This window comes from Pseudomonas sp. HLG18, assembly GCF_051903985.1.
Classification (GTDB): domain Bacteria; phylum Pseudomonadota; class Gammaproteobacteria; order Pseudomonadales; family Pseudomonadaceae; genus Aquipseudomonas; species Aquipseudomonas fluorescens_BT.
Genome location: NZ_CP195831.1, coordinates 2,676,678 through 2,699,675, shown reverse-complemented (window position 1 = coordinate 2,699,675; position 22,998 = coordinate 2,676,678). Strand labels below are relative to the sequence as shown.

26 protein-coding genes are annotated in these 22,998 nt (G+C 60.8%); 16 read left to right on the top strand and 10 right to left on the bottom strand.

Annotation, left to right across the window (positions count from 1 at the left end; all coding sequences use genetic code 11):
* The first annotated feature begins 192 nt into the window (after window positions 1-192).
* Together ACSPX5_RS12370 and ACSPX5_RS12365 are read left to right on the top strand one after the other, a co-directional pair.
* Window positions 193-486 carry a hypothetical protein gene (locus ACSPX5_RS12370; protein ID WP_439822029.1) on the top strand — a complete coding sequence of 98 codons (294 nt, stop codon included), beginning with the start codon at window positions 193-195 and terminating at the stop codon, window positions 484-486.
* Window positions 487-678: 192 nt separating this feature from the next.
* A complete protein-coding gene (locus ACSPX5_RS12365; protein WP_207863900.1) occupies window positions 679-1,617 on the top strand; it encodes a hypothetical protein in 939 nt (312 codons plus the stop codon).
* 21 nt (window positions 1,618-1,638) lie between these two features.
* Here the strand turns inward: ACSPX5_RS12365 and ACSPX5_RS12360 are convergent, their stop codons facing one another.
* On the bottom strand, window positions 1,639-1,848 hold the full coding sequence (locus ACSPX5_RS12360) for a hypothetical protein (protein ID WP_169430878.1): 210 nt from the start codon (window positions 1,846-1,848) through the stop codon (window positions 1,639-1,641).
* On the opposite strand from ACSPX5_RS12360, the gene ACSPX5_RS12355 reads away from it, so the two are divergent.
* The 4 genes from ACSPX5_RS12355 to hcnC all read left to right on the top strand — a co-directional run bounded on the left by ACSPX5_RS12355 (window position 1,841) and on the right by hcnC (window position 5,596).
* Window positions 1,841-2,380 (top strand): hypothetical protein, encoded by a 540-nt coding sequence (locus ACSPX5_RS12355; protein ID WP_085732264.1) that lies wholly within the window; start codon window positions 1,841-1,843, stop codon window positions 2,378-2,380. The two genes, ACSPX5_RS12360 and ACSPX5_RS12355, sit on opposite strands and share 8 nt — an antisense overlap.
* A 243-nt stretch (window positions 2,381-2,623) precedes the next feature.
* Complete coding sequence (hcnA, locus tag ACSPX5_RS12350) at window positions 2,624-2,938, top strand: cyanide-forming glycine dehydrogenase subunit HcnA (protein WP_085711617.1); 315 nt, start codon at window positions 2,624-2,626, stop codon at window positions 2,936-2,938.
* Complete coding sequence (gene hcnB, locus ACSPX5_RS12345; RefSeq protein WP_439821798.1) at window positions 2,935-4,344, top strand: cyanide-forming glycine dehydrogenase subunit HcnB; 1,410 nt, start codon at window positions 2,935-2,937, stop codon at window positions 4,342-4,344. Before hcnA ends, hcnB begins: the two co-directional genes overlap by 4 nt.
* Window positions 4,337-5,596, top strand: a complete 1,260-nt coding sequence (gene hcnC / locus ACSPX5_RS12340; RefSeq protein ID WP_169430875.1) for a cyanide-forming glycine dehydrogenase subunit HcnC — start codon at window positions 4,337-4,339, stop codon at window positions 5,594-5,596. Before hcnB ends, hcnC begins: the two co-directional genes overlap by 8 nt.
* A gap of 111 nt (window positions 5,597-5,707) precedes the next feature.
* Here the strand turns inward: hcnC and ACSPX5_RS12335 are convergent, their stop codons facing one another.
* A complete protein-coding gene (locus ACSPX5_RS12335) occupies window positions 5,708-7,516 on the bottom strand; it encodes a monovalent cation:proton antiporter-2 (CPA2) family protein (protein ID WP_169430874.1) in 1,809 nt (602 codons plus the stop codon).
* Window positions 7,517-7,680: 164 nt separating this feature from the next.
* On the opposite strand from ACSPX5_RS12335, the gene ACSPX5_RS12330 reads away from it, so the two are divergent.
* Window positions 7,681-8,595 carry a LysR family transcriptional regulator gene (locus ACSPX5_RS12330; RefSeq protein WP_169430873.1) on the top strand — a complete coding sequence of 305 codons (915 nt, stop codon included), beginning with the start codon at window positions 7,681-7,683 and terminating at the stop codon, window positions 8,593-8,595.
* Here the strand turns inward: ACSPX5_RS12330 and ACSPX5_RS12325 are convergent.
* Window positions 8,585-9,355 (bottom strand): substrate-binding domain-containing protein, encoded by a 771-nt coding sequence (locus ACSPX5_RS12325; RefSeq protein WP_439821797.1) that lies wholly within the window; start codon window positions 9,353-9,355, stop codon window positions 8,585-8,587. The two genes, ACSPX5_RS12330 and ACSPX5_RS12325, sit on opposite strands and share 11 nt — an antisense overlap.
* A 10-nt stretch (window positions 9,356-9,365) precedes the next feature.
* Window positions 9,366-10,658: an MFS transporter gene (locus tag ACSPX5_RS12320; RefSeq protein WP_169430871.1), complete on the bottom strand. Its 1,293-nt coding sequence runs from the start codon at window positions 10,656-10,658 to the stop codon at window positions 9,366-9,368.
* A 248-nt stretch (window positions 10,659-10,906) separates the two neighbouring features.
* Here ACSPX5_RS12320 and ACSPX5_RS12315 point away from each other — a divergent pair, with 248 nt between their 5' ends.
* Complete coding sequence (locus tag ACSPX5_RS12315; protein WP_169430870.1) at window positions 10,907-11,215, top strand: RcnB family protein; 309 nt, start codon at window positions 10,907-10,909, stop codon at window positions 11,213-11,215.
* A 100-nt stretch (window positions 11,216-11,315) separates the two neighbouring features.
* Window positions 11,316-11,780: a hypothetical protein gene (locus tag ACSPX5_RS12310; protein WP_439821796.1), complete on the top strand. Its 465-nt coding sequence runs from the start codon at window positions 11,316-11,318 to the stop codon at window positions 11,778-11,780.
* A 3-nt stretch (window positions 11,781-11,783) separates the two neighbouring features.
* On the opposite strand, the gene ACSPX5_RS12305 is transcribed toward ACSPX5_RS12310, so the two are convergent.
* Window positions 11,784-12,860 (bottom strand): diguanylate cyclase domain-containing protein, encoded by a 1,077-nt coding sequence (locus ACSPX5_RS12305; RefSeq protein WP_439821795.1) that lies wholly within the window; start codon window positions 12,858-12,860, stop codon window positions 11,784-11,786.
* Between the two features lie 141 nt (window positions 12,861-13,001).
* On the opposite strand from ACSPX5_RS12305, the gene ACSPX5_RS12300 reads away from it, so the two are divergent.
* The gene (locus ACSPX5_RS12300) at window positions 13,002-13,340 is read left to right on the top strand and encodes an FKBP-type peptidyl-prolyl cis-trans isomerase (protein ID WP_007952931.1); all 339 of its coding nucleotides are present in this window, start codon (window positions 13,002-13,004) and stop codon (window positions 13,338-13,340) included.
* An 85-nt stretch (window positions 13,341-13,425) separates the two neighbouring features.
* On the opposite strand, the gene ACSPX5_RS12295 is transcribed toward ACSPX5_RS12300, so the two are convergent.
* Both ACSPX5_RS12295 and ACSPX5_RS12290 read right to left on the bottom strand, forming a co-directional pair.
* The gene (locus ACSPX5_RS12295; protein WP_169430864.1) at window positions 13,426-13,707 is read right to left on the bottom strand and encodes a hypothetical protein; all 282 of its coding nucleotides are present in this window, start codon (window positions 13,705-13,707) and stop codon (window positions 13,426-13,428) included.
* Window positions 13,708-13,717: 10 nt separating this feature from the next.
* Window positions 13,718-14,089 carry a DUF6124 family protein gene (locus ACSPX5_RS12290; RefSeq protein ID WP_207863892.1) on the bottom strand — a complete coding sequence of 124 codons (372 nt, stop codon included), beginning with the start codon at window positions 14,087-14,089 and terminating at the stop codon, window positions 13,718-13,720.
* Between the two features lie 523 nt (window positions 14,090-14,612).
* On the opposite strand from ACSPX5_RS12290, the gene ACSPX5_RS12285 reads away from it, so the two are divergent.
* The 3 genes from ACSPX5_RS12285 (at window position 14,613) to dmeF (ending at window position 16,306) form a co-directional block, all read left to right on the top strand.
* Window positions 14,613-14,924, top strand: coding sequence for a helix-turn-helix domain-containing protein (locus ACSPX5_RS12285; RefSeq protein WP_169430862.1), 312 nt, complete (start codon window positions 14,613-14,615; stop codon window positions 14,922-14,924).
* 174 nt (window positions 14,925-15,098) lie between these two features.
* Window positions 15,099-15,374: a metal/formaldehyde-sensitive transcriptional repressor gene (locus ACSPX5_RS12280; RefSeq protein ID WP_065258432.1), complete on the top strand. Its 276-nt coding sequence runs from the start codon at window positions 15,099-15,101 to the stop codon at window positions 15,372-15,374.
* A gap of 11 nt (window positions 15,375-15,385) precedes the next feature.
* The gene (gene dmeF / locus ACSPX5_RS12275) at window positions 15,386-16,306 is read left to right on the top strand and encodes a CDF family Co(II)/Ni(II) efflux transporter DmeF (RefSeq protein WP_439821794.1); all 921 of its coding nucleotides are present in this window, start codon (window positions 15,386-15,388) and stop codon (window positions 16,304-16,306) included.
* Here the strand turns inward: dmeF and ACSPX5_RS12270 are convergent.
* On the bottom strand, window positions 16,303-17,403 hold the full coding sequence (locus tag ACSPX5_RS12270; protein ID WP_439821793.1) for a cytochrome P450: 1,101 nt from the start codon (window positions 17,401-17,403) through the stop codon (window positions 16,303-16,305). The two genes, dmeF and ACSPX5_RS12270, sit on opposite strands and share 4 nt — an antisense overlap.
* Window positions 17,404-17,482: 79 nt before the next feature.
* Here ACSPX5_RS12270 and ACSPX5_RS12265 point away from each other — a divergent pair, with 79 nt between their 5' ends.
* The 3 genes from ACSPX5_RS12265 to ACSPX5_RS12255 all read left to right on the top strand — a co-directional run bounded on the left by ACSPX5_RS12265 (window position 17,483) and on the right by ACSPX5_RS12255 (window position 20,383).
* Window positions 17,483-18,238 (top strand): ArsR/SmtB family transcription factor, encoded by a 756-nt coding sequence (locus ACSPX5_RS12265; RefSeq protein ID WP_439821792.1) that lies wholly within the window; start codon window positions 17,483-17,485, stop codon window positions 18,236-18,238.
* An 88-nt stretch (window positions 18,239-18,326) separates the two neighbouring features.
* Window positions 18,327-19,547 carry a putative DNA modification/repair radical SAM protein gene (locus tag ACSPX5_RS12260; RefSeq protein ID WP_439821791.1) on the top strand — a complete coding sequence of 407 codons (1,221 nt, stop codon included), beginning with the start codon at window positions 18,327-18,329 and terminating at the stop codon, window positions 19,545-19,547.
* Window positions 19,544-20,383, top strand: coding sequence for a TIGR03915 family putative DNA repair protein (locus tag ACSPX5_RS12255; RefSeq protein ID WP_323160217.1), 840 nt, complete (start codon window positions 19,544-19,546; stop codon window positions 20,381-20,383). The genes ACSPX5_RS12260 and ACSPX5_RS12255 overlap by 4 nt, the downstream gene beginning before the upstream one ends.
* Window positions 20,384-20,435: 52 nt before the next feature.
* On the opposite strand, the gene ACSPX5_RS12250 is transcribed toward ACSPX5_RS12255, so the two are convergent.
* A complete protein-coding gene (locus ACSPX5_RS12250) occupies window positions 20,436-21,455 on the bottom strand; it encodes a branched-chain amino acid aminotransferase (RefSeq protein WP_085698139.1) in 1,020 nt (339 codons plus the stop codon).
* A 165-nt stretch (window positions 21,456-21,620) separates the two neighbouring features.
* Entirely contained in the window at window positions 21,621-22,994 is a 1,374-nt protein-coding gene (gene lpdA, locus ACSPX5_RS12245; RefSeq protein ID WP_439821790.1) for a dihydrolipoyl dehydrogenase, read from the bottom strand.
* Between the last annotated feature and the right edge of the window lie 4 nt (window positions 22,995-22,998).

Below are 22,998 nucleotides of genomic sequence, written 5' to 3'. Positions count from 1 at the left end.
GATCGGTTCAAACGGAATGGCAGCATTTTGCCAAGATTTTGCAGTAACGCTTTAAATTAACTTTCATGTTTTAACCGCCATTGGCAGCGGTTGCCGAATTATTTTCCGAAACGTTGATATCATCTGGCCATATTTCAACGGAGTGATGACGTGAGCAAGTTGATTCGCGGTGGCTGGAGGCCGGTGGCTGGCATGTTGCTGATGTTGTTGAGTACGTTGACATGGGCGGCCAACACGCCCTGTTCCGGGAAGAAGGGCGGGATCGATCGCTGCGACGGTGATTTGTTTCTGTGCAATGACGGCTCCATCAGCGGCTCGAAAAAGAGCTGCGCCGCGATGTTCGGGATTCGTGAACAGGCGCAGCCGCAGCAGTTCCTGCAAAGCGATGATGGCTGTGATTGCGGCACCGGTTCGTTCTGCACCGGCCCTCGTGGTGGCGTGTATTGCCTGACGCCTGGTGGCAAGAAGAGCTACAAGCGCAAATGACCGGTTTTTGTGCCAATGCATAAAACCCGCTGTTATTGGGTATTTGTTGCAATTTGCATGGTCATGGGAAGTTCAGTCTTTTTAACCTGTTGAAATTGTTGAGTTTATTAAATTCTGGCGACTGGCACGGTCACTGCAATTCATCTGATGACGAGTTGTAACACCTTTTTTCATGCCGGGAGCAGAACAACAATGAATAGATCTTCAGATGGGTTTTATCCTGCCTTTGAAGGCGAGTCGGACAACGTCTCAGGGGTGTCCTGGGGTGCGATCTTCGCTGGGGCCGCGGCGGCTGCGGCGCTGTCGCTGATTCTCGTGCTGCTCGGCTTCGGTCTGGGCTTTTCCGCTGTTTCACCGTGGGCCGGGGAGGGCGTCAGCGCCAAGGGTCTGGGCATTTCAACGATCGTCTGGCTGGCCGCCACGCAAATCATTGCTTCAGGACTCGGTGGCTACATCGCCGGTCGCCTGCGGGTGAAGTGGGCGAACATGCACGGGGACGAGGTGTACTTTCGCGACACTGCCCACGGCTTTCTCGCCTGGTGCGTGGCCACGCTCGTCACCGCAACCCTGGTGGTCGGTTCGGTCAGCAGCATTGTCAGCGGTGGCGTGCAGGCCGGTGCGAGTGTTGCCGGTGGTGCGGCCAGCGCCATGACCCAGGCCGCCGGCACTGCCGCAGCCAACACCAACAGCGACCAGTACGGTTACTTCGTCGACAGTCTGTTTCGTGATGACCGTCCTGCCGCTGTCAGTGACGACGCCGCTCGCGGCACCGTGACCCGGATCTTCGCCCAGAGCCTGGCCAACGGTCAGCTCAGCCCCGAGGATCGCACCTACCTTGCGCAACTGGTCGCTCAGCGAACCAACCTGACTCAGGCCGACGCCGAACGTCGCGTGGACGAAATCTACGCCCGTACGCAAAAAGCCATCGCCGACGCCAAGGTCAAAGCACAGCAAGCGGCTGACACCGCCGCCAAAGTCGCTGCCTGGACCTCGCTGTGGATGTTCATCGCGCTGCTGGCCGGTGCGTTCTTTGCCAGTCTGTCGGCCACCTTCGGCGGTCGCCGCCGGGATGCGGTGGAGTACGTCGAAGTCGAAACCTACACCACGACCACTGTTCCCCCAGTCCGTTAATCAAGGAGCATCATCATGCGCTCACTTCTGCTGTTTTTCCTCGGCGTGCCAATCCCGATCATCATCCTGATCGCCCTGTTCGTGCACTGATCCCTCTGGGGCTTTTGCCTCGGCCGCTTCCACCTTCGGGTTGAAGCGGCTTTTTGCTTTCCAGAGAGCCAGCAGCCAGAATCGACGCCGGAAGCGGATCGGCCGCTTCAATTTCTGTTTAAGGATGAAGACGTTGGACAAGAAGGAAACCAAGCGGCAACTGGATGAAATGCTGGATGCCGGTCGTTCGAAGACCGAAACCTTCAAGGCGTTGTCGGGTGGGGCGGTCAAGGATCGAGTGTTGGCTTACTGGATCGGTTCGCGCATTGACCCGGCACTGCGACGGCAGCATGCGCGCAAGGTCACGATTCTGATTGTTTTATTCGGCATTCAGGCGTTGATCGGTGCCCTGATCGGATTTGCCCTGGGCTGGAACTCCAGTCTCGGGTTGGCTCTGGTGCTTACGCTGATCGGGGGCGCTATCCCTCTGCTGTTTGCGTGGGGTTTTTACAAGTACTCCGCGCAGACCTACACCGTTTTCGTGATCCTCTCGCTCAGCCAGTTTTCACGTCTGTTCAAGGACTACGCCGAAGATCCGGTGGCCACGCTGGTCAGCGCAGGCCTCACCCTGGCCCTGGTGTTTTATGTCGCGTGGCTGAAAACCAAGCTGTTCCCCGACCTCGGTTTCATCGGCTCGAAAAAGATCAAAGGGCAGTTCGTGTTTTCCAACTGATCGGCGGCAGAACCGTACAGTCATTTCCATGGCCTGGATCAATATTCCTCGGCGCGATATCCCCTACCGTGAAATTTCCAGGCCCTTGCCGCTGGATCGACTACATTGCTTGCGCGCACGTTGCTGCGCGAGCGGGATAAACCTGCCGGCCCGATAGAGAGATAACCCCCACGAGCCGGCGAGGTGTAGTGCAGCAAGGAGCTGTTTCAACCTCACCTGAACTTTTCACGGATGATCATTGCAATGCACTGCCTAGAAAGAACCTTCGATATCCAGCCTTTGACGCAGGCGGATATGACTGTCCACATCAACGGCCAGCCGGTCACTGCCGCCATCGGCGAAACCGTGCTCAGCGTCATTCAGTCCCTCGGCGTGCGCCAGGTCGCGCGCAACGATCACAACCAGGTCAGCGGTGCCTATTGCGGCATGGGCGTGTGCCAGTGCTGCCTGGTGAAAATCAACGGCCGGCACAAGCGTCGCGCCTGTCAGACCGTGGTGCGTGACGGCATGCAGGTCGAAACCCAGGCCAACCGCATTCACGGACAGGAGGCGCCATGAGTCAGCATCCGGTCATCGTCGGCGGTGGGCCGGCGGCCATGGCGGCGGCCATCGAACTGGCGCGCCATGGCGTGCGCAGCACATTGCTTGAAGAGGCGTCGCGCCTTGGCGGCGTGGTTTATCGCGGGCCGCTGCGTGACGGTGTGCAGCTGGACTATCTGGGGCCGCGTTATTCGGAAGCATTGAGCAAACTGCACGGCGACTTTCAGGAACAGGCCGGGCTGATCGATGTGCGCCTGCATCACCGGGTGGTCGGCGCCGAAGGCACGCGTTCACTGGTGGTGCTTGATGGCGATGAGCGCCTCCACGAAATCAGCTACCCGCAACTGGTGCTGGCCGCCGGTTGCCACGAACGCAGCGTGCCGTTTCCCGGCTGGACATTGCCCGGCGTAATCATGCTCGGCGGCCTGCAATTACAGATCAAAAGTGGCGTGGTCAAACCCCTGGGGCCGGTGGTAATCGCCGGAACCGGGCCGCTGTTGCCGCTGGTGGCGACCCAGTTGCACGCGTCGGGCGTGAGCGTGGTCGGTGTCTACGAGGCTTGCGCGTTCGGCAAGATTGCCAAGGAAAGTCTGGCGCTGTTGAACAAGCCGCAACTGTTTCTCGACGGCTTGAGCATGCTGGCCTATCTGAAACTGCACGGCATCCCGATGAACTACGGCTGGGGCGTGGTCGAGGCACACGGCGACGGCGAACTGAAAAGCGTCAGCGTGGCGCCGTACTCGGCGACCTGGGAGCCGGACATGAGCCGCGTCGAACGCTTCGAAGCGAAGACCCTGGCGGTCGGCTACGGCTTTATTCCGCGCACGCAACTGAGTCAGCAGATGGGCCTGGATCACGGCTTCAGCGATGACGGTTACCTGCGCGCCAACGCCAACATCTGGCAGCAGAGCAGCGAACCCCACGTGCATCTGGCCGGTGACATGGGCGGGATTCGCGGCGGTGAAGCAGCGATGCTGGCCGGCAAGATCGCCGCCACCTCGATCCTGCTGCAACGCGGTGTGGTCGAAGAGGAACTGGCGCGTGTCCGTCGCGACCGTTACCTGGGCAAACTCAAAGCCATCGTGCGTTTCCGTGCGGCGGTGGATCGCTACACCGAACGCGGCGTCGGGCAGATCGCATTGCCGGCGGCCGACACGGTGATCTGCCGCTGTGAACACACCACTCGCGCCGACATCGACCGGGCGCTGGAGCAGGGCGTGCAAGACATCGCCAGCCTGAAAATGCGCACCCGCGTGAGCATGGGCGACTGTCAGGGGCGGATGTGCGTCGGCTATTGCAGCGACCGTTTGCGTCAAGCCACCGGACGCAAGGATGTCGGCTGGCTGCGGCCGCGTTTCCCGGTCGATCCGATTCCATTTTCCGCGTTCCAGTCCCTCGGCACGGAGGCCGTTTCCCATGAGTAAGTTCTATGACGTGGTCATCGCCGGCGGCGGTGTGATCGGCGCGTCCATCGCCTATCAGTTGTCCAAGCGCAAAAACCTCAAGGTCGCGATGATCGATGCCAAGCGCCCGGGCAACGCGACCCGTGCCTCGGCCGGCGGCTTGTGGGCGATTGGCGAGTCGGTGGGGCTGGGCTGCGGGGTGATTTTCTTTCGCATGATGTCGGCCAACCGCAAGCGCGAAACCCAGGGCGCGGCGGTGGCAGTGGATTCAAGCACGCCGCACATCCTGCCGCCGTCGTTTTTCGATTTTGCCTTGCAGTCCAACGCGCTGTACCCGGCACTGCACCGCGAGCTGCGCGACAACCACGGGATGGATTTCAAGTTCGAAAAGACCGGGCTCAAATTCGTCATTTATGACGACGAGGACCGGTTATACGCCGAGCACATCGTCGGCTGCATCCCGCATCTGGCCGATCAGGTGCGCTGGCTCGATCAGGCTGCATTGCGCGAGTCCGAGCCGAGCGTCAGCCATGAAGCACGCGGGGCACTGGAGTTTCTCTGCGACCATCAGGTCAGCCCATTCCGCCTCGCCGACGCCTACGCCGAAGGCGCCCGGCAGAATGGCGTGGACATGTACGTCAACACCAACATCACCGGCGTGCTGCATCACGGTACGCGGGTGACCGGCGTGCAGACGACCGAAGCCGGGGTGTTTCACTGCAAGACCCTGATCAACGCCGCCGGCGCCTGGGCAGCGGACTTGAGCGAGTGGGCCACGGGTATCCGGATTCCGGTGAAACCGGTGAAAGGCCAGATCCTGCTCACCGAACGCCTGCCGAAAATCCTCAACGGTTGCCTGACCACCAGCGATTGCTACATGGCGCAGAAGGACAACGGCGAGATCCTGATCGGCAGCACCACCGAGGACAAAGGCTTTGACGTCACCACCACCTGGCCGGAAATCGCCGGGCTGGTGCAGGGCGCGGTGCGTTGCCTGCCGGAACTGGCGGACATCAACCTCAAGCGCACCTGGGCCGGGCTGCGGCCGGGCTCGCCGGACGAGTTGCCGATTCTCGGGCCGATGGCCGGGGTGGAGGGTTATCTCAACGCCTGCGGGCATTTCCGCACTGGGGTACTGACGTCGGCGATCACCGGGGTGTTGCTGGACAAGCTGATCAACGATGAACCGTTGCCGCTGGACATCACGCCGTTTCTGGCGGACCGGTTTGCAGTGGCGCCGGCCAAAGAAGAGAGGGAGCTGGAGATAGCCTGAACTTGTGGGAGCCAGCCTGCTGGCGATGAGGCCGGTTCAGTCACCCTTGATGGTGGCCGAGCTGTCGCAATCGCCAGCAGGCTGGCTCCCACATTTGGAACTCTGCAAGCTTCAGGACTTGCCCGATTGTTCTTCCAGTTGATCCGACTCGAACAACCGGGCCAGTTCCGCCCGCGCTTCCTGGGCGGTCTGCAGCACTTTGGCCGCGTCGTCGTACACCGCGTGCTGAGCCTCGAGCACCTGTTCGTCATGGTGTTTGAAGCGCTTGATCCGCGCATCGGCCTGGGCCTGGGTCAAGCCGAGGCCAACCAGCGTGCGACGGCTCATTTCCAGGCTGGAGTAGTAAGTCTCCCGGATCGGATCGGCGCCCACATCCACCAACCGATGAACATGCTGCCGGTTACGCGCCCGGGCGATGATCTTCATGTGCGGGTAGAGCTTGCGCACGATCTCGGCGGTCTTGATGTTGGTCTCCGGATCGTCCGTGGCAATCACGAAATACTCCGCTTCCCCGGCCTTGGCCGCACTGAGGATTTCCGGACGCATCGGGTCACCGTAGAACACCGGCACACCGCCGAAGCTGCGCGACAGTTCGATGGTTTCCACCGAGGTGTCCAGCGCCACGAACTTGATGTTCTGCGCCCGCAGGATCCGCGCCACGATCTGGCCCATCCGGCCCATGCCGGCGATCACCACCCGTGGGGTTTCGGTGTCGATCTGGCGGAACTTCTCCGGCACTTCCACCGGTTGCACCTTCGGGCTGACCAGCCGTGCGCAGATCAACAACAACAGCGGCGTGACCGCCATCGACAGGGTGATGGTCAGCACCAGCAAGTCGTACAGACGCGGTTCGAACAGGCCCTGATCGCGACCGATCTTGAACACCACGAAAGCAAATTCACCGCCCGCCGCCAGCACGATGCCGAGGCGAATCGCACTGACTTTGCTCAAGCCGCCGGCCAGACGTCCGACCACAAACAGCAGCGGCAACTTCAGGGCGATCAGCAGCAGCGTCAGCCCCAGCACCGTGATCGGTGCGCTGAGCAGCAGACTGAGGTTGGCGCCCATGCCGACGCTGATGAAAAACAGCCCCAGCAGCAGGCCCTTGAACGGCTCGATCTGCGCTTCCAGCTCGTGGCGATATTCCGAATCCGCCAGCAGCAGGCCGGCGAGAAACGCGCCCAGCGCCATCGACACACCGACCATGTCCATCAGCCACGCGGTGCCGATCACCACCAGCAACGCGGTGGCGGTGGAGACTTCCGGCAGGCCGGTTTTCGCCACGATGCGAAACACCGGACGCAACAGATAACGTCCGCCGATCACCACCACGGCGATGCCGCCGAGCACCTGCAAACTGTGACGCACGTCGTCGGCGGTGCTGGTGTGGTGATCGACCCCCGCGAGCATCGGCACCAGGGCGATCAGCGGGATCGCGGCGATGTCCTGGAACAGCAGAATCGCAAAGGCCAGACGGCCGTGGGGGCTGGTCAGCTCTTTGCGTTCAGCCAGACTTTGCAAGCCGAACGCGGTAGACGACAGCGCCAGACCCAGGCCCAGCACAATCGCGCTGTTCAGCGGCTGGCCGAACATCGACAACGCCAGCACGCCAATCACCGAACCGGTCAGCAGCACCTGCGCCAGACCCACGCCGAACACCGATTTGCGCATCACCCACAAGCGTCGCGGGGACAGCTCAAGACCGATGATGAACAACAGCAGCACCACGCCCAGTTCCGAGATATGGCTGACACTTTGCGGATTGCCGATCAGGCCCAGCACCGACGGGCCGATGATCACCCCGGCAAACAGGTAACCGAGCACCGCGCCCAGTTGCAGGCGCTTGGCCAGGGGAACGGTGAGCACGGCGGCCAAGAGAAACACGACAGCGGCTTGCAACAGATTGCCTTCATGGGGCATGAGCGGAACTCCAGTAACGCGGTACGGCGGGGGGCGACAAGGATAAAGGCTGAAACGATTACAGATCTACCGCAGACCCTGATTGAGCACATGTGCTCCTGTAATAATTTGCATCAATTGGTTACATTCATAGCCTCAGCGAATCAATTCCTCCCGAGTTTCCCATGGCTATCAACTTCGACCTCAACGACCTGCAAGCCTTTCGCGCCGTGGTCGAGCAGGGCAGTTTCCGCAAGGCCGCCGACACCGTGCGTATCTCGCAACCGGCCCTGAGCCGGCGCATCGAAAAACTTGAGGACGCCCTCGGCGTGAAGTTGTTCGAACGCACCACGCGCAAGGTCAGCCTGACCCAGGCCGGGCGGGGCTTCATGCCCAGCGTCGAGCGTTTGCTGGATGACCTGGACGTGGCGTTGCTCGGCATCAGCGAAGTCGCTTCGAACCGGCAGGGTCACGTAACCGTCGCTTGCGTGCCGTCGGCGGCGTACTACTTCATGCCGCGAGTGGTTGCCCGTTATCACCAGCAGTTCCCGCGAATCAAAGTCAAAGTCCTCGATTCCAGCGCCCACGATGTACTGACGGCGGTGGTCAACGGCGAGGCGGATTTCGGTTTGAGTTTCATGGGCACTCAGGAGGCGGGTGTGGATTTCGATCCGCTGGTACAGGAGAGCTACGTGGTTGCCTGTCGCCGCGACCATCCGCTGGCCGGGCGCAGCAGCGTGACCTGGGACGAGTTTTACCGGCAGGATTACATCTCGCTGGACAAGACCTCGGGCAACCGTTTTCTGCTGGATCAGGCCTTGGCCAAAGTGGTGCCGCAACGCCCGAGTATTTGCGAGACGCGGCATGTGACGACCATGATCGGTCTGGTGGAAGCAGGGTTGGGTGTGGCGGCGGTGCCGCTGATGGCGATGCCGGCGGCGGATCATCCGATCCTGACGCGGGTGCCGCTGATCGATCCGCAAGTGATGCGCAGCGTCGGCATCATCAAACGCCGGGGTCGTACGCTGACCCCGGCGGCACTGGAACTGGAGCGGCTGGTGGTGGAAATGAAAGTCCAGCCGCCGACGGTCAGCGCTTGACCGAATCCAGACCGGTGGCTTGTACGTCAGGCTGGGCGGCGGGTGCGGCCAGATAAGCGAGCAACGCCTTGGCCTCCTGCGGATGCTGCGCACCCACCGGAATCCCTGCCGCAAAGCGCGTCACCGACTGCACCGATTCCGGGATCTTGGCCACAAAACTCACCCCCGGCACCGGCAGCAATTCGCTGACCTGCTGGAAGCCCAGTTGATAGTCGCCAGTCGCGACCACAGAACCGACCGGGATTTTCGGGATCATCTTAGCCTTCGGTTTCAGCTGATCTTCGATACCCAGTTTCTTGAACAGTTGCTGCTCGATGTACACGCCGCTGGCGCTGTCGGAGTAGGCCACCGATTTTGCATCAAGCAGGGTTTTCTTCAGGGCATCGACGGTGCTGATGTCAGGTTTCGATGTACCTTCGCGCACCACCAGGCCGATTCGCGAGTCCGCCAGTTCTACACGGGAGGCCGGGTCGACCTTGCCTTGCTTGATCAAGTCGTCGAGGGCGTAGCCGACCATGATCACCACGTCGGCCGGTTCGCCCCGCGCCAGGCGATTGGGGATCGCCTCCGGCGCCTTGCCCATCGACGGGCCGAGTTGGGTGTCCAGCGTGTTGCCGGTGGCGGCAGCGAATTTCGGCCCCAGGATCTTGTAGGCGGCGGTGAAGCCGCCGGAAGTCATGACCCGCAGTTCTTCGGCCTGGGCGGCAACGTTGAACGCCAGGCCGGCGAGCAGGGCTGTAACGGTAAACAGTTTCTTCATGGTGATGTTCTCAGGCAGTAACAGGTTGCAGGCGACCGCCGGCCCGGCGATACAGATAAAGCGTCGCGCACAATGCACACAGTGCGCCGATGCTCATCCAGTAACCCGGTGCGGCTTTGTCGCCGGTGTACTCAATCAGGAAGGTCGACATTGCTGGAGTGAAACCGCCGAACACGGCAGTGGCGAGGCTATAGGCCAGGGAGAAACCGGCCACCCGCACCTCCACCGGCATGATCTCGGTCAGCGCCGGAATCATTGCGCCGTTGTACAGACCGTAGATAAACGACAGCCACAACAGCGACAGCAGCATGTGGCTGAAGCTCGGCGCCTGCACCAGATACGACAGCGCCGGATACGTCGTGGCCAGGGCCAGCAACGACATGGCGATCAGCACCGGACGGCGGCCGACGCGATCAGACAATGCGCCGCCAATCGGCAGCCAGAAGAAGTTGGAAACGCCCACCAGCAGAGTCACCAGCAACGCATCCGATGTGCTCAGGTGCAGCACGGTTTTGCCGAAGGTCGGCGCGTACACGGTGATCAGATAGAACGCGGTGGTGGTCAGGGCAACCATCAACATCCCGCCCAGCACCACGCCCCAGTTCTGGCCGAGGGTGCGGAACACTTCCTTCATGCTCGGACGATGTTTGCGGGCGGCGAACTCTTCGGTTTCCGCCAGATTACGCCGCAGAAAGAAGATGAACGGCACGATCATGCAGCCGACGAAAAACGGAATCCGCCAGCCCCAATCGGCGACGGCTTGCGGCGCCATCCATTGGTTCAGGCCATAACCGAGCGCAGCAGCGACGACGATTGCCACCTGCTGACTGGCCGACTGCCAGGCTGTGAAAAAACCTTTGCGACCGGGTGTAGCGATCTCCGAGAGATACACCGAAACCCCGCCCAATTCCGCGCCGGCGGAGAAGCCTTGCAACAGCCTTCCGATCAACACCAGCGCCGGGGCAAACAGACCGATGGTTTCGTATCCCGGCACCAGCACAATCAATATCGTGCCGCTGGCCATGATCGACAGCGTCACGATCAAACCTTTGCGCCGACCGACGTCATCAATGTACGCGCCGAGCACGATAGCCCCCAGCGGACGCATCAAAAAGCCTGCGCCGAACACTGCAAAGGTCATCATCAGGGAAGCGAACTCACTGCTCGCCGGAAAGAACACCGCCGCGATCTGCGTGGCGTAGAAACCGAACAGAAAGAAGTCGAACTGTTCGAGGAAGTTACCCGAGGTCACCCGGAAAATGGCGCCGGCCCGCGAGCCGCCGTGTGGGATTGAGGCTGTCATCAAAAAATACTCCACCGCTTTTATGACGTGCGCGACGGGGAGGCGGCGCACGGTTCTTATTGGGGCGGATAGTGGCGCGCAGGGATCGATTTGTTAATTGCATTGTTGGCATGGATTGATGTGCAAGACGGATCAATACGCGCAGTGGGCAGCTATACTTTCGACTGCGCCATCATCAAAAAACAAGGAATGATTCCCGAACCCCGCAGTCGGAGTTCAGGTATCACACATCTGAAGGAGGTTCACCGATGAACAACAAGACCCTGATCGCCAGCCTGGCCCTCGTCGCCGGCATCGCCGGGATCAACCCACTCGTTCAAGCGGCGCAACCCTCGAACGACACTGTCGAACACTCACCGACCGGCAACCGCGAACTGAACGTCAACGACCGCGCCCCGGACATCTATCAGCGCAGCGAAAAAGCCATCAAAAACTGGAAACAGAAAGGGCTCAAACAGCCTGAGCCACAGGCGCAGTGGGTGCAGATCAACGATAAATACGTGATGGTGATGATCACCAACGGGACGATTGTGGCGATTCAGCCGGTGGAGCGCTGACCTCAAGCAACAATTGGCCATGGACGGTTGATTGCATTCGAGCGCCGTTCCGGTAAAACGCGAGGGGCGTTTCGAGTGGCTGGATGTCAGGAGCAATTCGTTGGAAAAGAAACCCCTCTACCGCAAAGAAAACACCACGGCCCACAACGTCTGGCGCAACAACCCGGGCGGGCATTATCGGCATCAGCGAAACACCAAGGCTGAAATCCACAGCGAGGCTAAACGTGGCTCGATGCATGGCATCAAGCATCATGGCTACGATTACACGCCGTTGTTTCGGTTTTTGCTGTCGCGTGTCGGCGGCGACTGGGATGAGATTTTCAGTGAGGCGGTGTCGCGGCTGGATCGGCAGGAACCGGTGTTCTGGATGGTCGCTCTGCATGAACATGAGCGAAGGGATGTCGTTGGGATGGGCGAGTCCAGCAACTATAGTGGGTTATACGTCGATGAGAACAAGCGCCTGCAAATCGTCAATCCCGACCTGAGGGCTGAAGATATGACGCCCAACTGCCAGTGCTGCACGCATACCTTCAATGGTGTCGTGTTCGGTACCCCTGAGCGCTGAGATTCAATCGACCCGACTGTGAGTCACCGCCTGCCCACCACCCAAACGATACTGATTGTTCCCGCTGCGCTTGGCCTCATACATCGCCAGATCCGCAATGTGCAGTAGCCGGTCCATGGTCGGCGCATGGTCGGGGAAGACGGCGACGCCGAGACTGGTGCCGATGTGGCGTTGGTCGTTGCCGATGGTGATGGGGGGGGACAGTTCGATGAAGATTTTCTGGCAGATGCTGCGGGCTTCGTCCTGCAGATTCAGGCCGGGGGCGAGGCCTTGCAGGATGACCACGAATTCGTCACCGCCGATGCGCGCGACGGTGTCGCTGACCCGCAGGATGCGTTTCAGCCGGGTGGCGGTGGTGATCAGGACGCGGTCGCCGGCAGCATGGCCGTAGCGGTCGTTGATGCTTTTGAAACCGTTGAGATCGACAAACACCAGCGCCACCCGGGTCTCGGTAGCGCGGGCATGTTCCAGCGCTTCCGACAGGCGTTCTTCCAGCACCAGTCGATTGGGCAAACCGGTCAGCGGATCGAAGTGGGCCAGGTGCTGGAGGTAACTGGCCGAGGCCTTCTCTTCGGTGATATCGCGCACCACGCCCATCATCTTGATCATCGCGTCATGATCGTTCTTCACCACGTTGCCGGTTTCCCTCAGCCAGCGAATCGTGCCGTCGGGCCAGACCACGCGGTATTCCTCGTCGTGGTTTTCACCGGTTTCCAGACAACGCAATTCCCCGGCACGGACCTTGGCGCGGTCGTCCGGGTGGACGCAGGAGCAGAACAGGGCGTAGGAAGGCGTCACTTCGCCGATCTTGAACCCGAACATGCCGAAGATCGCGTCGGACCAATAGAGTCGATCCGTGTCGACTTCCCAGTCCCAGGTGCCGATCCGCGCAAAATACTGACTGCGTTTGAAGCGTTCGGCATCGCCATCCTGATGGATGTTCTGGCCTTCGGCGGCGCGGGTGAGCAGTTCACGGTATTCGTCGAGCTGCCGACGCAGGGCACGCTCCCGGCGGATCAGCACGGCGATCACGACCATCAACACAACGACAATGGCGAGGCTGATCCAGAGTTGAGTCATTCGAGCGGTGCTGTCATGGCGTATCGATCAGGATTGGTAGCGGGTGGCCATCATCCGTCACGGCCAGCGTGGGGTCAAACGGTTGCCAAGGGCCGGCATTTCTGGGAAAACGGCGGCCAGCGGAACAATAGAGTGAATGTTATGAATGATGAACTGCAGATAATCGATCTTCAGCCCGGCGACGGAAAAGCCGCCGTCAAAGGCGCATTGATCACCACCCAGTACACCGGTTGGCTGGAAGACGGCACCGAGTTCGACTCCTCCTGGAGCCGGGGCAAACCGTTTCAGTGCGTGATCGGCACGGGCCGGGTCATCAAGGGTTGGGACCAAGGGATCATGGGCATGCAGGTGGGCGGCAAGCGCAAACTGCTGGTGCCGGCGCATCTGGGTTATGGCGAGCGGACGATGGGCAAGATTCCGCCGAATTCGAATCTGGTGTTCGAGATTGAGTTGCTGGAGGTTTTGACGCGGGAGGATTGATTGCTCCCGCGTTACAGCTGACACCATAAACCCGCTGCTTCCGATCACGGAGCAGCGGGTTTTTTCTTGCCTTTTACCTGAGGCGTTACGCAGCCATCGCCATCTCATCCAGCGTCGCGGCAACCGTGCTGGTCAGGCTCGGAAATCTGCGTTTGACGCTGTGAAGTGCCGGCATTACGCGGTCCCGGTCCAGTTTGCCGTGATCGCGGGCGAGCTGGACGAGGGCCTCGAGGGCGGCGGTGACGATGGATTTTCTCTCGCTTTCGAGCAGGAGCAGACAGGCCTTTACGGCCCATTGGCTGTCTTTCTCGTTGAGGCCGATGGAGATCAGGGCGGCGACGACGTGTGCATCGGATTTGCTTTCCATGGGGTGTTCCTCAGGTCGTGGCATCGAGAGTGTCCAGCGCCCGGTTCACGGCGAGTTCGCCACACATCACCACTTGGGCGATGCCCAGGACGGTACTGCGGTAGGGCGGGTCCAACAGCGCGGCGAAGTCGCTGAGCATCACGCTGGCCGAGGCCATCGATTCGCAGGCGTGGGCCAGCAAGGCATGCTGATCGATGTGGGGGGCGATGAGGAACATGCGGCCGGGGCAGTGCTGTTTCGGGGCGGTGGGTTTCAGGTAATGGTCGAGGGCGCGCTCGGCGGCTTCGTGGAGTTTTTTTGAGTCGGTGGAGGAGTAGGGCGAAGTTGGGTCTGAATCAGTTTCGACATCTGTTTCGGGAGGATTCGGTGTGATTTTGAACATTTCGAAGGTTTCCAAAGTGATGCCGACACCACCTCGCGACTAAACGAAAAGGTGGCAGCTATACGCAGGTTAGTCGACCGGCAACCTTCCAAACCGGTGCACCCGAAGGTGCCCTGCGCACAGCTACCATTAAGTGCAGGTATTGAAAACCTGTCTGTTTGGAGCGTTATGCAGTTTGAAGGTAATACCGAGCGACTAAACCCGTTCACTGACCATTCAATGACGCGAATCAAGTTACCGACGCCCTCAAAACCGCACAAGCCGGCGGATTCTGGCGTAGTTGTAGGCAAAGGCGCAAGGCAATGTAGCCTCCCGGATGGAGGCAAAATGATGCGTCATTTTTCAGTCCGCCATCGCGAGCAAGCTCGCTCCCACAAGGGTTCTGTGTCGGCTTATCAGGTGTGCTGGCTTGCGAATTTCTGCTTTGTGATACCGAATATTTAATAAGCCACTTCAACCTTGATTTATATCGATTTCGATATAGCCTGCATGGCACATCCAGCACAAGGAAACAGGTTGAACCATGACGGATCATCAAAACTCTTCCCAGCGTTTCGCAAGCGTCTGGGATGCACTGGAAGACACGCCGCAGGAAGCGGCCAACATGCGCCTGCGGGCCAAACTGATGCGCACGCTGTGCGAAACGATTCGAGCCTGGGAGCTTCCGCAGAAAGAGGCGGCCAAACGTCTCGGCATCACGCAGCCACGCCTCAACGACGTACTCAACGGCAAAGTCGACAAGTTCTCTCTCGATGCGCTGGTCAACCTGTCGGCCGCAGCCCAACTGGACGTAGACCTCTGCTTCTCATCGTCCCCGCCACTGCAATGGGCCTGACAGTCGAGGGTTCTCAACGCCTCTGACAAACCTTCCAGAAGCGGCGCCGTGTGACGCGCCGCCTCATTCTTCCACATCAAAATTTCAAGCCGCGACAGACGGTCGAAAGCAGGCCTTGCCCCTTTCGATCCGAACAGCGACTATGCTCGCTATATAGGGGTAGGGGGTATAGGTATGTCGCACACGCACGAACACAAAGGCGAGTTGCTCAATCGGGTCCGGCGTATTGCCGGGCAGGTTCAGGCGGTTGAGCGGGCGCTGGAGTCCGAGGCCGATTGTGCCAAGACGTTGCACCTGATGGCGGCGATTCGCGGCGCGGTCAATGGCTTGATGGAGCAGTTCATCGAGGCCCACGCCCGCGAGCATGTCGCCCATCCCGACCTCAGCGACGAAGCCCGCGCCCAGGGCGTGGAAGAGTTGTTGCAAGCCATCCGCCGTTATTCCAAGTGAGTACCAAAATCATGACTCTCAAGGCTGATGATTTTTCCCATGACCACCAGTTTCTTGGCGCCTCCCACGATGAAAACGCCCGTCGCACCCTGTGGGTGGTGGTCCTGACCTTTGTGATGATGATCGGCGAGATTGCCGCCGGTTACCTCACCGGTTCCATGGCGCTGCTGGCCGACGGTTTCCACATGGCGACCCACGCCGGCGCTCTTGGCATCGCGGCGGCGGCCTATGGTTTTGCCCGGCGCAACGCCAACAACCGCCGTTACAGTTTTGGCACCGGCAAGGTCGGCGATCTGGCGGGTTTTGCCTCGGCCATGGTGCTGGGGCTGGTGTCGCTGGGCATTGCCGGGGAGTCGATTTTCCGCCTGTTCGAGCCCACCAGTGTGGCGTTCGGCGAAGCAACCTTGATCGCCGTGGTCGGCCTGGGCGTCAACCTGCTCAGCGCCTTTCTGCTGACTGGTCATCACGGGCATCATGACCACGGCCATAGCCACGATCATGGTCATCACCACCATCACGACAACAACCTGCGTTCAGCCTACGTGCATGTACTGGCGGACGCGTTGACGTCGGTGCTGGCGATTGCCGCGCTGCTGGCCGGTCGTTATCTGGGCTGGGTCTGGATGGACCCGGTGATGGGCATCGTCGGTTCCATCGTCATCGCCAAGTGGGCCTGGAACCTGATGCGCGACAGCGCCGCCGTGCTGCTCGACACCACCGATGAACCGGTGGCCGAGGAGATCCGCGAGCTGCTGGAAACCTCCGATGACGTGCGCATCAGCGACCTGCACGTCTGGCAGGTCGGCCCGCAGGCGCGGGCGGCGATTGTCAGTGTGGTGGCGGCTGCGGGCGTAACGGCCGAGGCGATTCGCGAGCGACTGGCGCCGGTGCATGAGTTGTCGCACCTGACGATCGAATTGCGAAACGCTTAACTCGTTGCCTCGCAAAACAATGGAATCCGCCCATTGAGGGAAGGGCGGTAGTGCCAGACGAACCGCTTCAGGTCGATGTCATGGGCGAGGATTTCACCTACGGTGGCGCTGGCAATCGTCAGCGCCAACCTTTGCCCCGGGCATTGGTGACGGCCGCTGCCGAACGTGAAGCTTTTGCGGTTGGGGCGATCCGGCAGAAACTGATCAGGGTTTTTATTCAGTGCCCGGTCGCGGTTGGCTGAGGCGAGCAACACCAGAATCACGTCGCCCGCTTCAAGTCGCACGCCGTCGACTTCGCAGGTGTTCGCGACAAACCGCCGGGTATTCTGCACCGATGGGTCGAAGCGCTGGACTTCGGCCAACAGCGAGTCTACCGATGCGTCGCGCAATTCCGGCTGTCGCTGCAACGCCACCAGCGCATTACCGATCAGTCCGGCGGTGGCTTCAAAGGTTTGCGAGCAGAGACCGATGAGGTTGGCGATCAGCACGTCCTCTTCGCCTGAATGGCGTTGTTGAATGTCGGCGAGAAACGGGTTCGGATCTGCCAGTAATTCAATGAAGTCACCGTGCAATTGCTCCGCCGCCCGATGAGCTGCCGCCAATTGCAAGTCATTGCTCAGCGGAGACAGGCACGCTGCAAAATCCGCGGTCAGTTCACTGATCGTTCGCGCTTGCGCCGGGGAGAATCCGAGCAGCGCCGCAACCACGCACACCGGCCCGCGAAACATTGCCTTATATAAGCCGTCGGCATCGTGGGTGATCAACCTTGCGGCGACCAGCGCCCTGACAGCTTCGTCCTTGATAAGCCCGAGTGGCGGCTCAATGGCCGAACGCGGGCAGCGCTGACTCTCGCCTTCATTCATCCGCATCAACTGGCCGAACACCTTGCCCGCCATGCCATCGGCAATCGCCTTGGGCACCGGCTCCTGCACCGGACGTACCCGGCAATCCGGATTCGCCAGAACGGCGCAAACCGCCCGGGCACTGCTGGCCACCCACAGTTTCACTTCGTGATGAAAGGTCAGACCTCCCGCCGCGCGCAGCTCGGCGTAGTAGGGATAGGGATCGGCGTGAGTCGCAGCGATGATCGGGTCCATGGATCGCAACCTTGTCGGTGGGGAAAGTGTTGCTACTATCTGCAGTCCTTGAGGGCGATGATTCGTCCGGGAGCGAAATATGCACGCAGAACATCCAGACATCGGCGTCTCGCAAGTGGCCGCCGCCATCGCGGAACCGGCGCGAACGAAAATGCTGTGCTCGCTAATGGACGGCCACGCCCGCACCGCCACGGAGCTGGCGACTCTTGCCGACGTCAGCGCCTCGACCGCCAGTGCGCACCTGGCCAAACTCAAGGAACTGGCGCTGGTGCGCCTGCACGTGCAGGGCCGCCATCGTTATTACAGCCTCGCCGACAAACGCGTGGCCCAGGCACTCGAAGCGCTGATGGTGATTGGCCAGAATCCTGCGCCGACCTTCAAGCCGCACACGCCGGATCGTCTGCAATTTGCCCGCACCTACTACGACCACATGGCCGGGACACTGGCGGTGTTGCTGCATGACCGGTTGCTGGAGGGCGGTTGGCTGGTGGAAACCGATGAACAGGCGTACCGCTTGAGCGAGAGCGGAAACACACTGTTCGAAGGGTTGGGAATTGAGGTCAGGGATCTGTCGACCCTGCGTCGTCGCTTTGCCTGCCCATGCCTGGACTGGAGCATGCGTCGGCCACATCTGGGTGGATCACTTGGAGCGGCTTTGCTGCAGACAGCGTTGAAGCGCAAATGGGTGACGCAGGATCTGGACAGTCGGGCGCTGACGTTGACGGCGGTGGGGCGTAAGGAAATGGCGGCGCGGTTCGGGGTGCAATTGCCCGAAGCGATGCAGCCTGTCCCGATGCCCAAATCCTCGACCATCGCAGCTGACACTCGACTGTAAAACGTCTGACTGACAAAGGGTCGTTTTACGGCTTGTGGCCCGTGGACGGACTCTATACTGTATATGCGAACAGTATCGGGTCCGTACCATGCAAATCATCGACAAGCTCAGCATCCTCGCCGACGCCGCCAAGTACGACGCCTCCTGCGCCAGCAGCGGCGCGCCCAAGCGCAGCTCCGAGGGCAAGAGCGGGCTGGGCTCCACCGACGGCATGGGCATCTGCCACAGCTACACGCCGGACGGGCGTTGCGTGTCGCTGCTCAAGGTCCTGTTGACCAATTTCTGCCTCTACGACTGCCAATACTGCGTCAACCGCCGCTCCAGCGACGTGCCGCGGGCGCGTTTCACGCCAGAGGAAGTGGTGACGCTGACCCTGGATTTCTACCGGCGCAATTGCGTCAGCGGGTTGTTTCTCAGCTCGGGGATCATTCGTTCGGCGGACTACACCATGGAGCAACTGGTGCGTGTCGCGAAGCTGTTGCGCGAAAAACATGAGTTCCGTGGCTACATCCATCTCAAGACCATTCCTGACGCCGATCCCGCTCTGATCGAAGAGGCCGGGCGTTACGCCGACCGCCTGAGCGTCAACATCGAATTGCCCACCGATGCCAGCCTGCAAACCCTGGCGCCGGAGAAGCAGATCGGCTCGATCAAGCAGGCGATGAACACGATCTACACCGGCGTGCAGACCGTGCTCAACGAACCCCGTGCCCCGAAGTTCGCCCCGGCCGGGCAGAGCACGCAGATGATCGTCGGCGCCGATGACACCGATGACAGCACGATCCTGCACAGCGCCCAGGCGTTGTACGGCAACTTCCGTCTGCGCCGGGTCTATTACTCGGCGTTCAGCCCGATTCCCGACAGCCCGAAAAGCGTGCCACTGGCCGCACCGCCGCTGATGCGCGAGCACCGCTTGTATCAGGCTGACTTTCTGTTGCGCAGTTACGGCTACAGCGCCGGTGAGTTGCTTCAGGGGCCGGGCAATCTGGCGCTGGACATTGACCCGAAGCTGGCCTGGGCGCTGCAGAACCGCGAGGTGTTTCCGCTGGACCTCAATCGCGCCGAACCGGCGTTGATCTCACGTATCCCCGGCATCGGCCTGCGCACCACCGAACGTCTGGTGGAGCTGCGTCGGCAGCGGCGCATTCGCTACGAAGACGTAGCCCGCATGCGCTGTGTGCTGGCCAAGGCCAAGCCGTTCATCATCACCAGCGACTATCACCCGCAGCAAGCGGAGGTCACCAGCCAGATGCTCTATCAGCAGTTGCGCGACCGGCCGATGCCGCAGCAGATGGGGCTGTGGGGATGATCAATCTCGACTGCGACGACCTGTTCGACACCTGGCGCCAACAGGCCCGCTGGCTGCTCAGCCATGAAATCGATCCGAGTCTGGTGAGCTGGGCTTCGGAAGGGGTAAGTGATCTGTTTGCCAGTGACGTGTCGGTACCCGAAGGGCAGGGACCGTTTCAGGCGCGTATTCCACGCGCGTTGCTCGACACCCTCGAACAAGCATCACGCTACCGTGGGGATCAGCGTTGGAGTCTGCTTTATGAAGTGCTTTGGCGGGTCAGCCATGGCGATCGCACGGCGATGATGGCGGGCGACAAGCTGGGCAGCGAGTTGCAACGGCGGATCAAGCAGGTGCAACGCGAAGCCCATCATCTGCATGCGTTTGTGCGTTTCATCGAGCGCCCGCCAGAGCTGCCGGGCCCGCAATACGTGGCGTGGCACGAAGCGGCTCACGACATCCTGCGCAGTGCCAGCGAACACTTCATCGGGCGCATGGGGCGTCATCGCTGGCTGATTGCCACGCCGCGTGATGGGGTTTATTACGATGGCGAACAACTGATCCATCAACGCCAATGCCCAGTGGAATGGCAGCAACTGGCGCAGAACGTCGATGATCCCCACGGTGACTTATGGCTGACGTACTACAGCCACATCTTCAACCCGGCGCGGTTGAACGAGAAAGTCATGCAGGGGCATTTGCCAATGCGGTTCTGGAAGAACCTGCCGGAGGGGGAGCTGATTCCCGGATTGATTACCCAGGCACGAATGGGCAAGCAGCAGAATGGACAGGCGAGCGGAATTGCCGGTCGTGCGGGCAAGCGGATTGCCATGAAGGCCAGCGAGCGAGGCGAATAAAAAAGCCCCCATCGATCACTCGATGGGGGCTTTTGTGCATATGGCTGTCAGATCAGACCTTGACGATCCAGCCTGCTGGCGCTTCGATGTCGCCGGTCTGCACACCAGTCAGCTCTTTGTAGAGCTTCTGGGTCACAGGGCCGACTTCGGTTTCGCTGTGGAACACGTGCAGATGGTCGTTGTAGCTGATGCCGCCGATCGGGGTGATCACCGCAGCAGTACCGCAGGCACCGGCTTCCTTGAAGTCCGACAGCTTGTCGATGAACACGTCGCCTTCGACCACTTCCAGGCCCAGACGGGACTTGGCCAGTTCGATCAGCGACAGACGGGTGATACCCGGCAGTACCGACGGCGAGTTCGGGGTCACGAACTTGTTGTCGTGGGTGATCCCGAAGAAGTTGGCCGAACCGACTTCTTCGATCTTCTTGTGGGTCAGCGGATCCAGGTAGATGGCGTCAGCGAAGTGCGCTTTCTTGGCCTGGGAGCCCGGCATCAGGCTGGCGGCGTAGTTGCCACCGACCTTGGCGGCACCGGTGCCTTGTGGCGCGGCGCGGTCGAAGGTGGAGATCTGGAAGTTGTGCGGGGTCAGGCCGCCCTTGAAGTAGGCGCCGACCGGGATCGCGAACACCGAGAAGATGAACTCAGGTGCGGTACGCACGCCGATGTTGTCACCCACGCCGATCACGAACGGACGCAGGTACAGCGCGCCGCCGGTGCCGTAAGGCGGGATGAAGCGCTCGTTGGCGCGAACCACTTGCTTGCACGCTTCGATGAACTGCTCGGTGGACACATGCGGCATCAGCAGGCGGGCGCAGCTGCGTTGCATGCGCGCGGCGTTCTGGTCCGGACGGAACAGGTTGATCGAGCCGTCCTTGCAACGATAGGCCTTCAGGCCTTCGAAGCATTGCTGGCCATAGTGAAGGGCAGTGGAGCCTTCGCTGATGTGCAGCACGTTGTCTTCGGTCAGGGTGCCTTTGTCCCACTCGCCATTGCGAAAGTACGACAGATAGCGTTTGTCGGTCTTGATGTAGTCAAAACCCAGCTTGTCCCAGTTGATGCTTTCGTTACCCATGACACCCTCTATCACTGAACAACCGCCGAAGCGGTTCAAGGCTTCTGACGTTTTTTTGGATGGGCACAACAATACTTCATTCTTGAGCGGTTTCGCAGCCCGGGCGATGGGGGGAGCCGCAGATTTATTAGCCTGCTTATGAAAAAACTCCCCCGCAGCGGTTTTTTACAGGTGCAACGCGTGCCCAAGCGCACGCAACGCCGCCTCCTGCACCGCTTCACCCAGGGTCGGATGCGCATGGATGGTGCCGCCGATGTCTTCCAGTCGCGCACCCATTTCTAGGCTTTGGGCGAACGCGGTCGACAATTCCGAGACCCCGACACCCACCGCCTGCCAGCCGACAATCACATGATTGTCCCGACGGGCGACCACTCGCACGAAACCGGTTTTCGATTCCAGGGTCATCGCCCGGCCGTTGGCCGCGAACGGGAAGTTCGACACGATGCAGTCCAGTCCCGCCGCCTTGGCTTCATCCGGCGTCTTGCCGACCACGACCAGTTCCGGGTCGGTGAAGCACACGGCAGCAATGGCGGTCGGGTTGAATTCGCGGCGTTTGCCGCTGATCAGCTCGGCGACCATCTCGCCCTGGGCCATGGCGCGGTGGGCCAGCATCGGCTCGCCGCTCAGGTCGCCGATGGCGTAGACGTTGCGCATGCTGGTCTGGCAGCGGCTGTCGATCTTGATCGCCGAACCATTCATGTCCAGGTTCAGCGCTTCGAGGTTCCAGCCCTGGGTATTGGGTTTGCGACCGACGGCCACCAGCACCTGATCGGTTTCCAGGTTCAGGGTGTCGCCGTTCGGATCGCGCACCTGCAACGTACCGTCAAAGCCCAGCACGCTGTGCTTGAGGTACAGCTTCACGCCCAGTTGCTTCAGCGCGTCGTGCACCGGTTGGGTCAGCTCGGCGTCGTAGGCCGGCAGAATCCGATCCTGCGCCTCGACCACACTGACCTCGGCGCCGAGCTTGCGATAGGCAATGCCCAGCTCCAGGCCGATGTAACCACCGCCGACCACGATCAAACGTTTCGGTACCGACTTCGGTGCCAGCGCTTCGGTGGACGAGATGATTGGCCCGCCAATCGGCAGGATCGGCAGGTTGACGCTTTTCGAGCCGGTGGCTAGCACCAGATGCTCGCACTGGATGCGGGTATCGCCGACTTCCACGGTCTTGCCGTCGATGACTTTGGCCCAGCCGTTGATGACCTGAACCTTGTTCTTCTTCAGCAGCGCGGCGACGCCGGTGGTCAGGCGATCGACGATGCCGTCCTTCCACTCGACGCTCTTGGAGATGTCGAGGGTCGGCGTCGAAACGCTGATGCCCAGTGCCGAATGCTGATTGTGATGTTGCGTCTGGTGAAACTGCTCGGCCACATGAATCAACGCTTTCGACGGAATGCAGCCGATATTCAGGCAGGTGCCGCCCAGCGATTCGCCCTCGACCAGAATGGTCGAAATGCCCAGTTGCCCGGCCCGAATGGCCGTCACGTAACCGCCAGGACCGCCGCCGATGATCAGCAGCGTGGTGTTCAGAGTTTGCATGCCA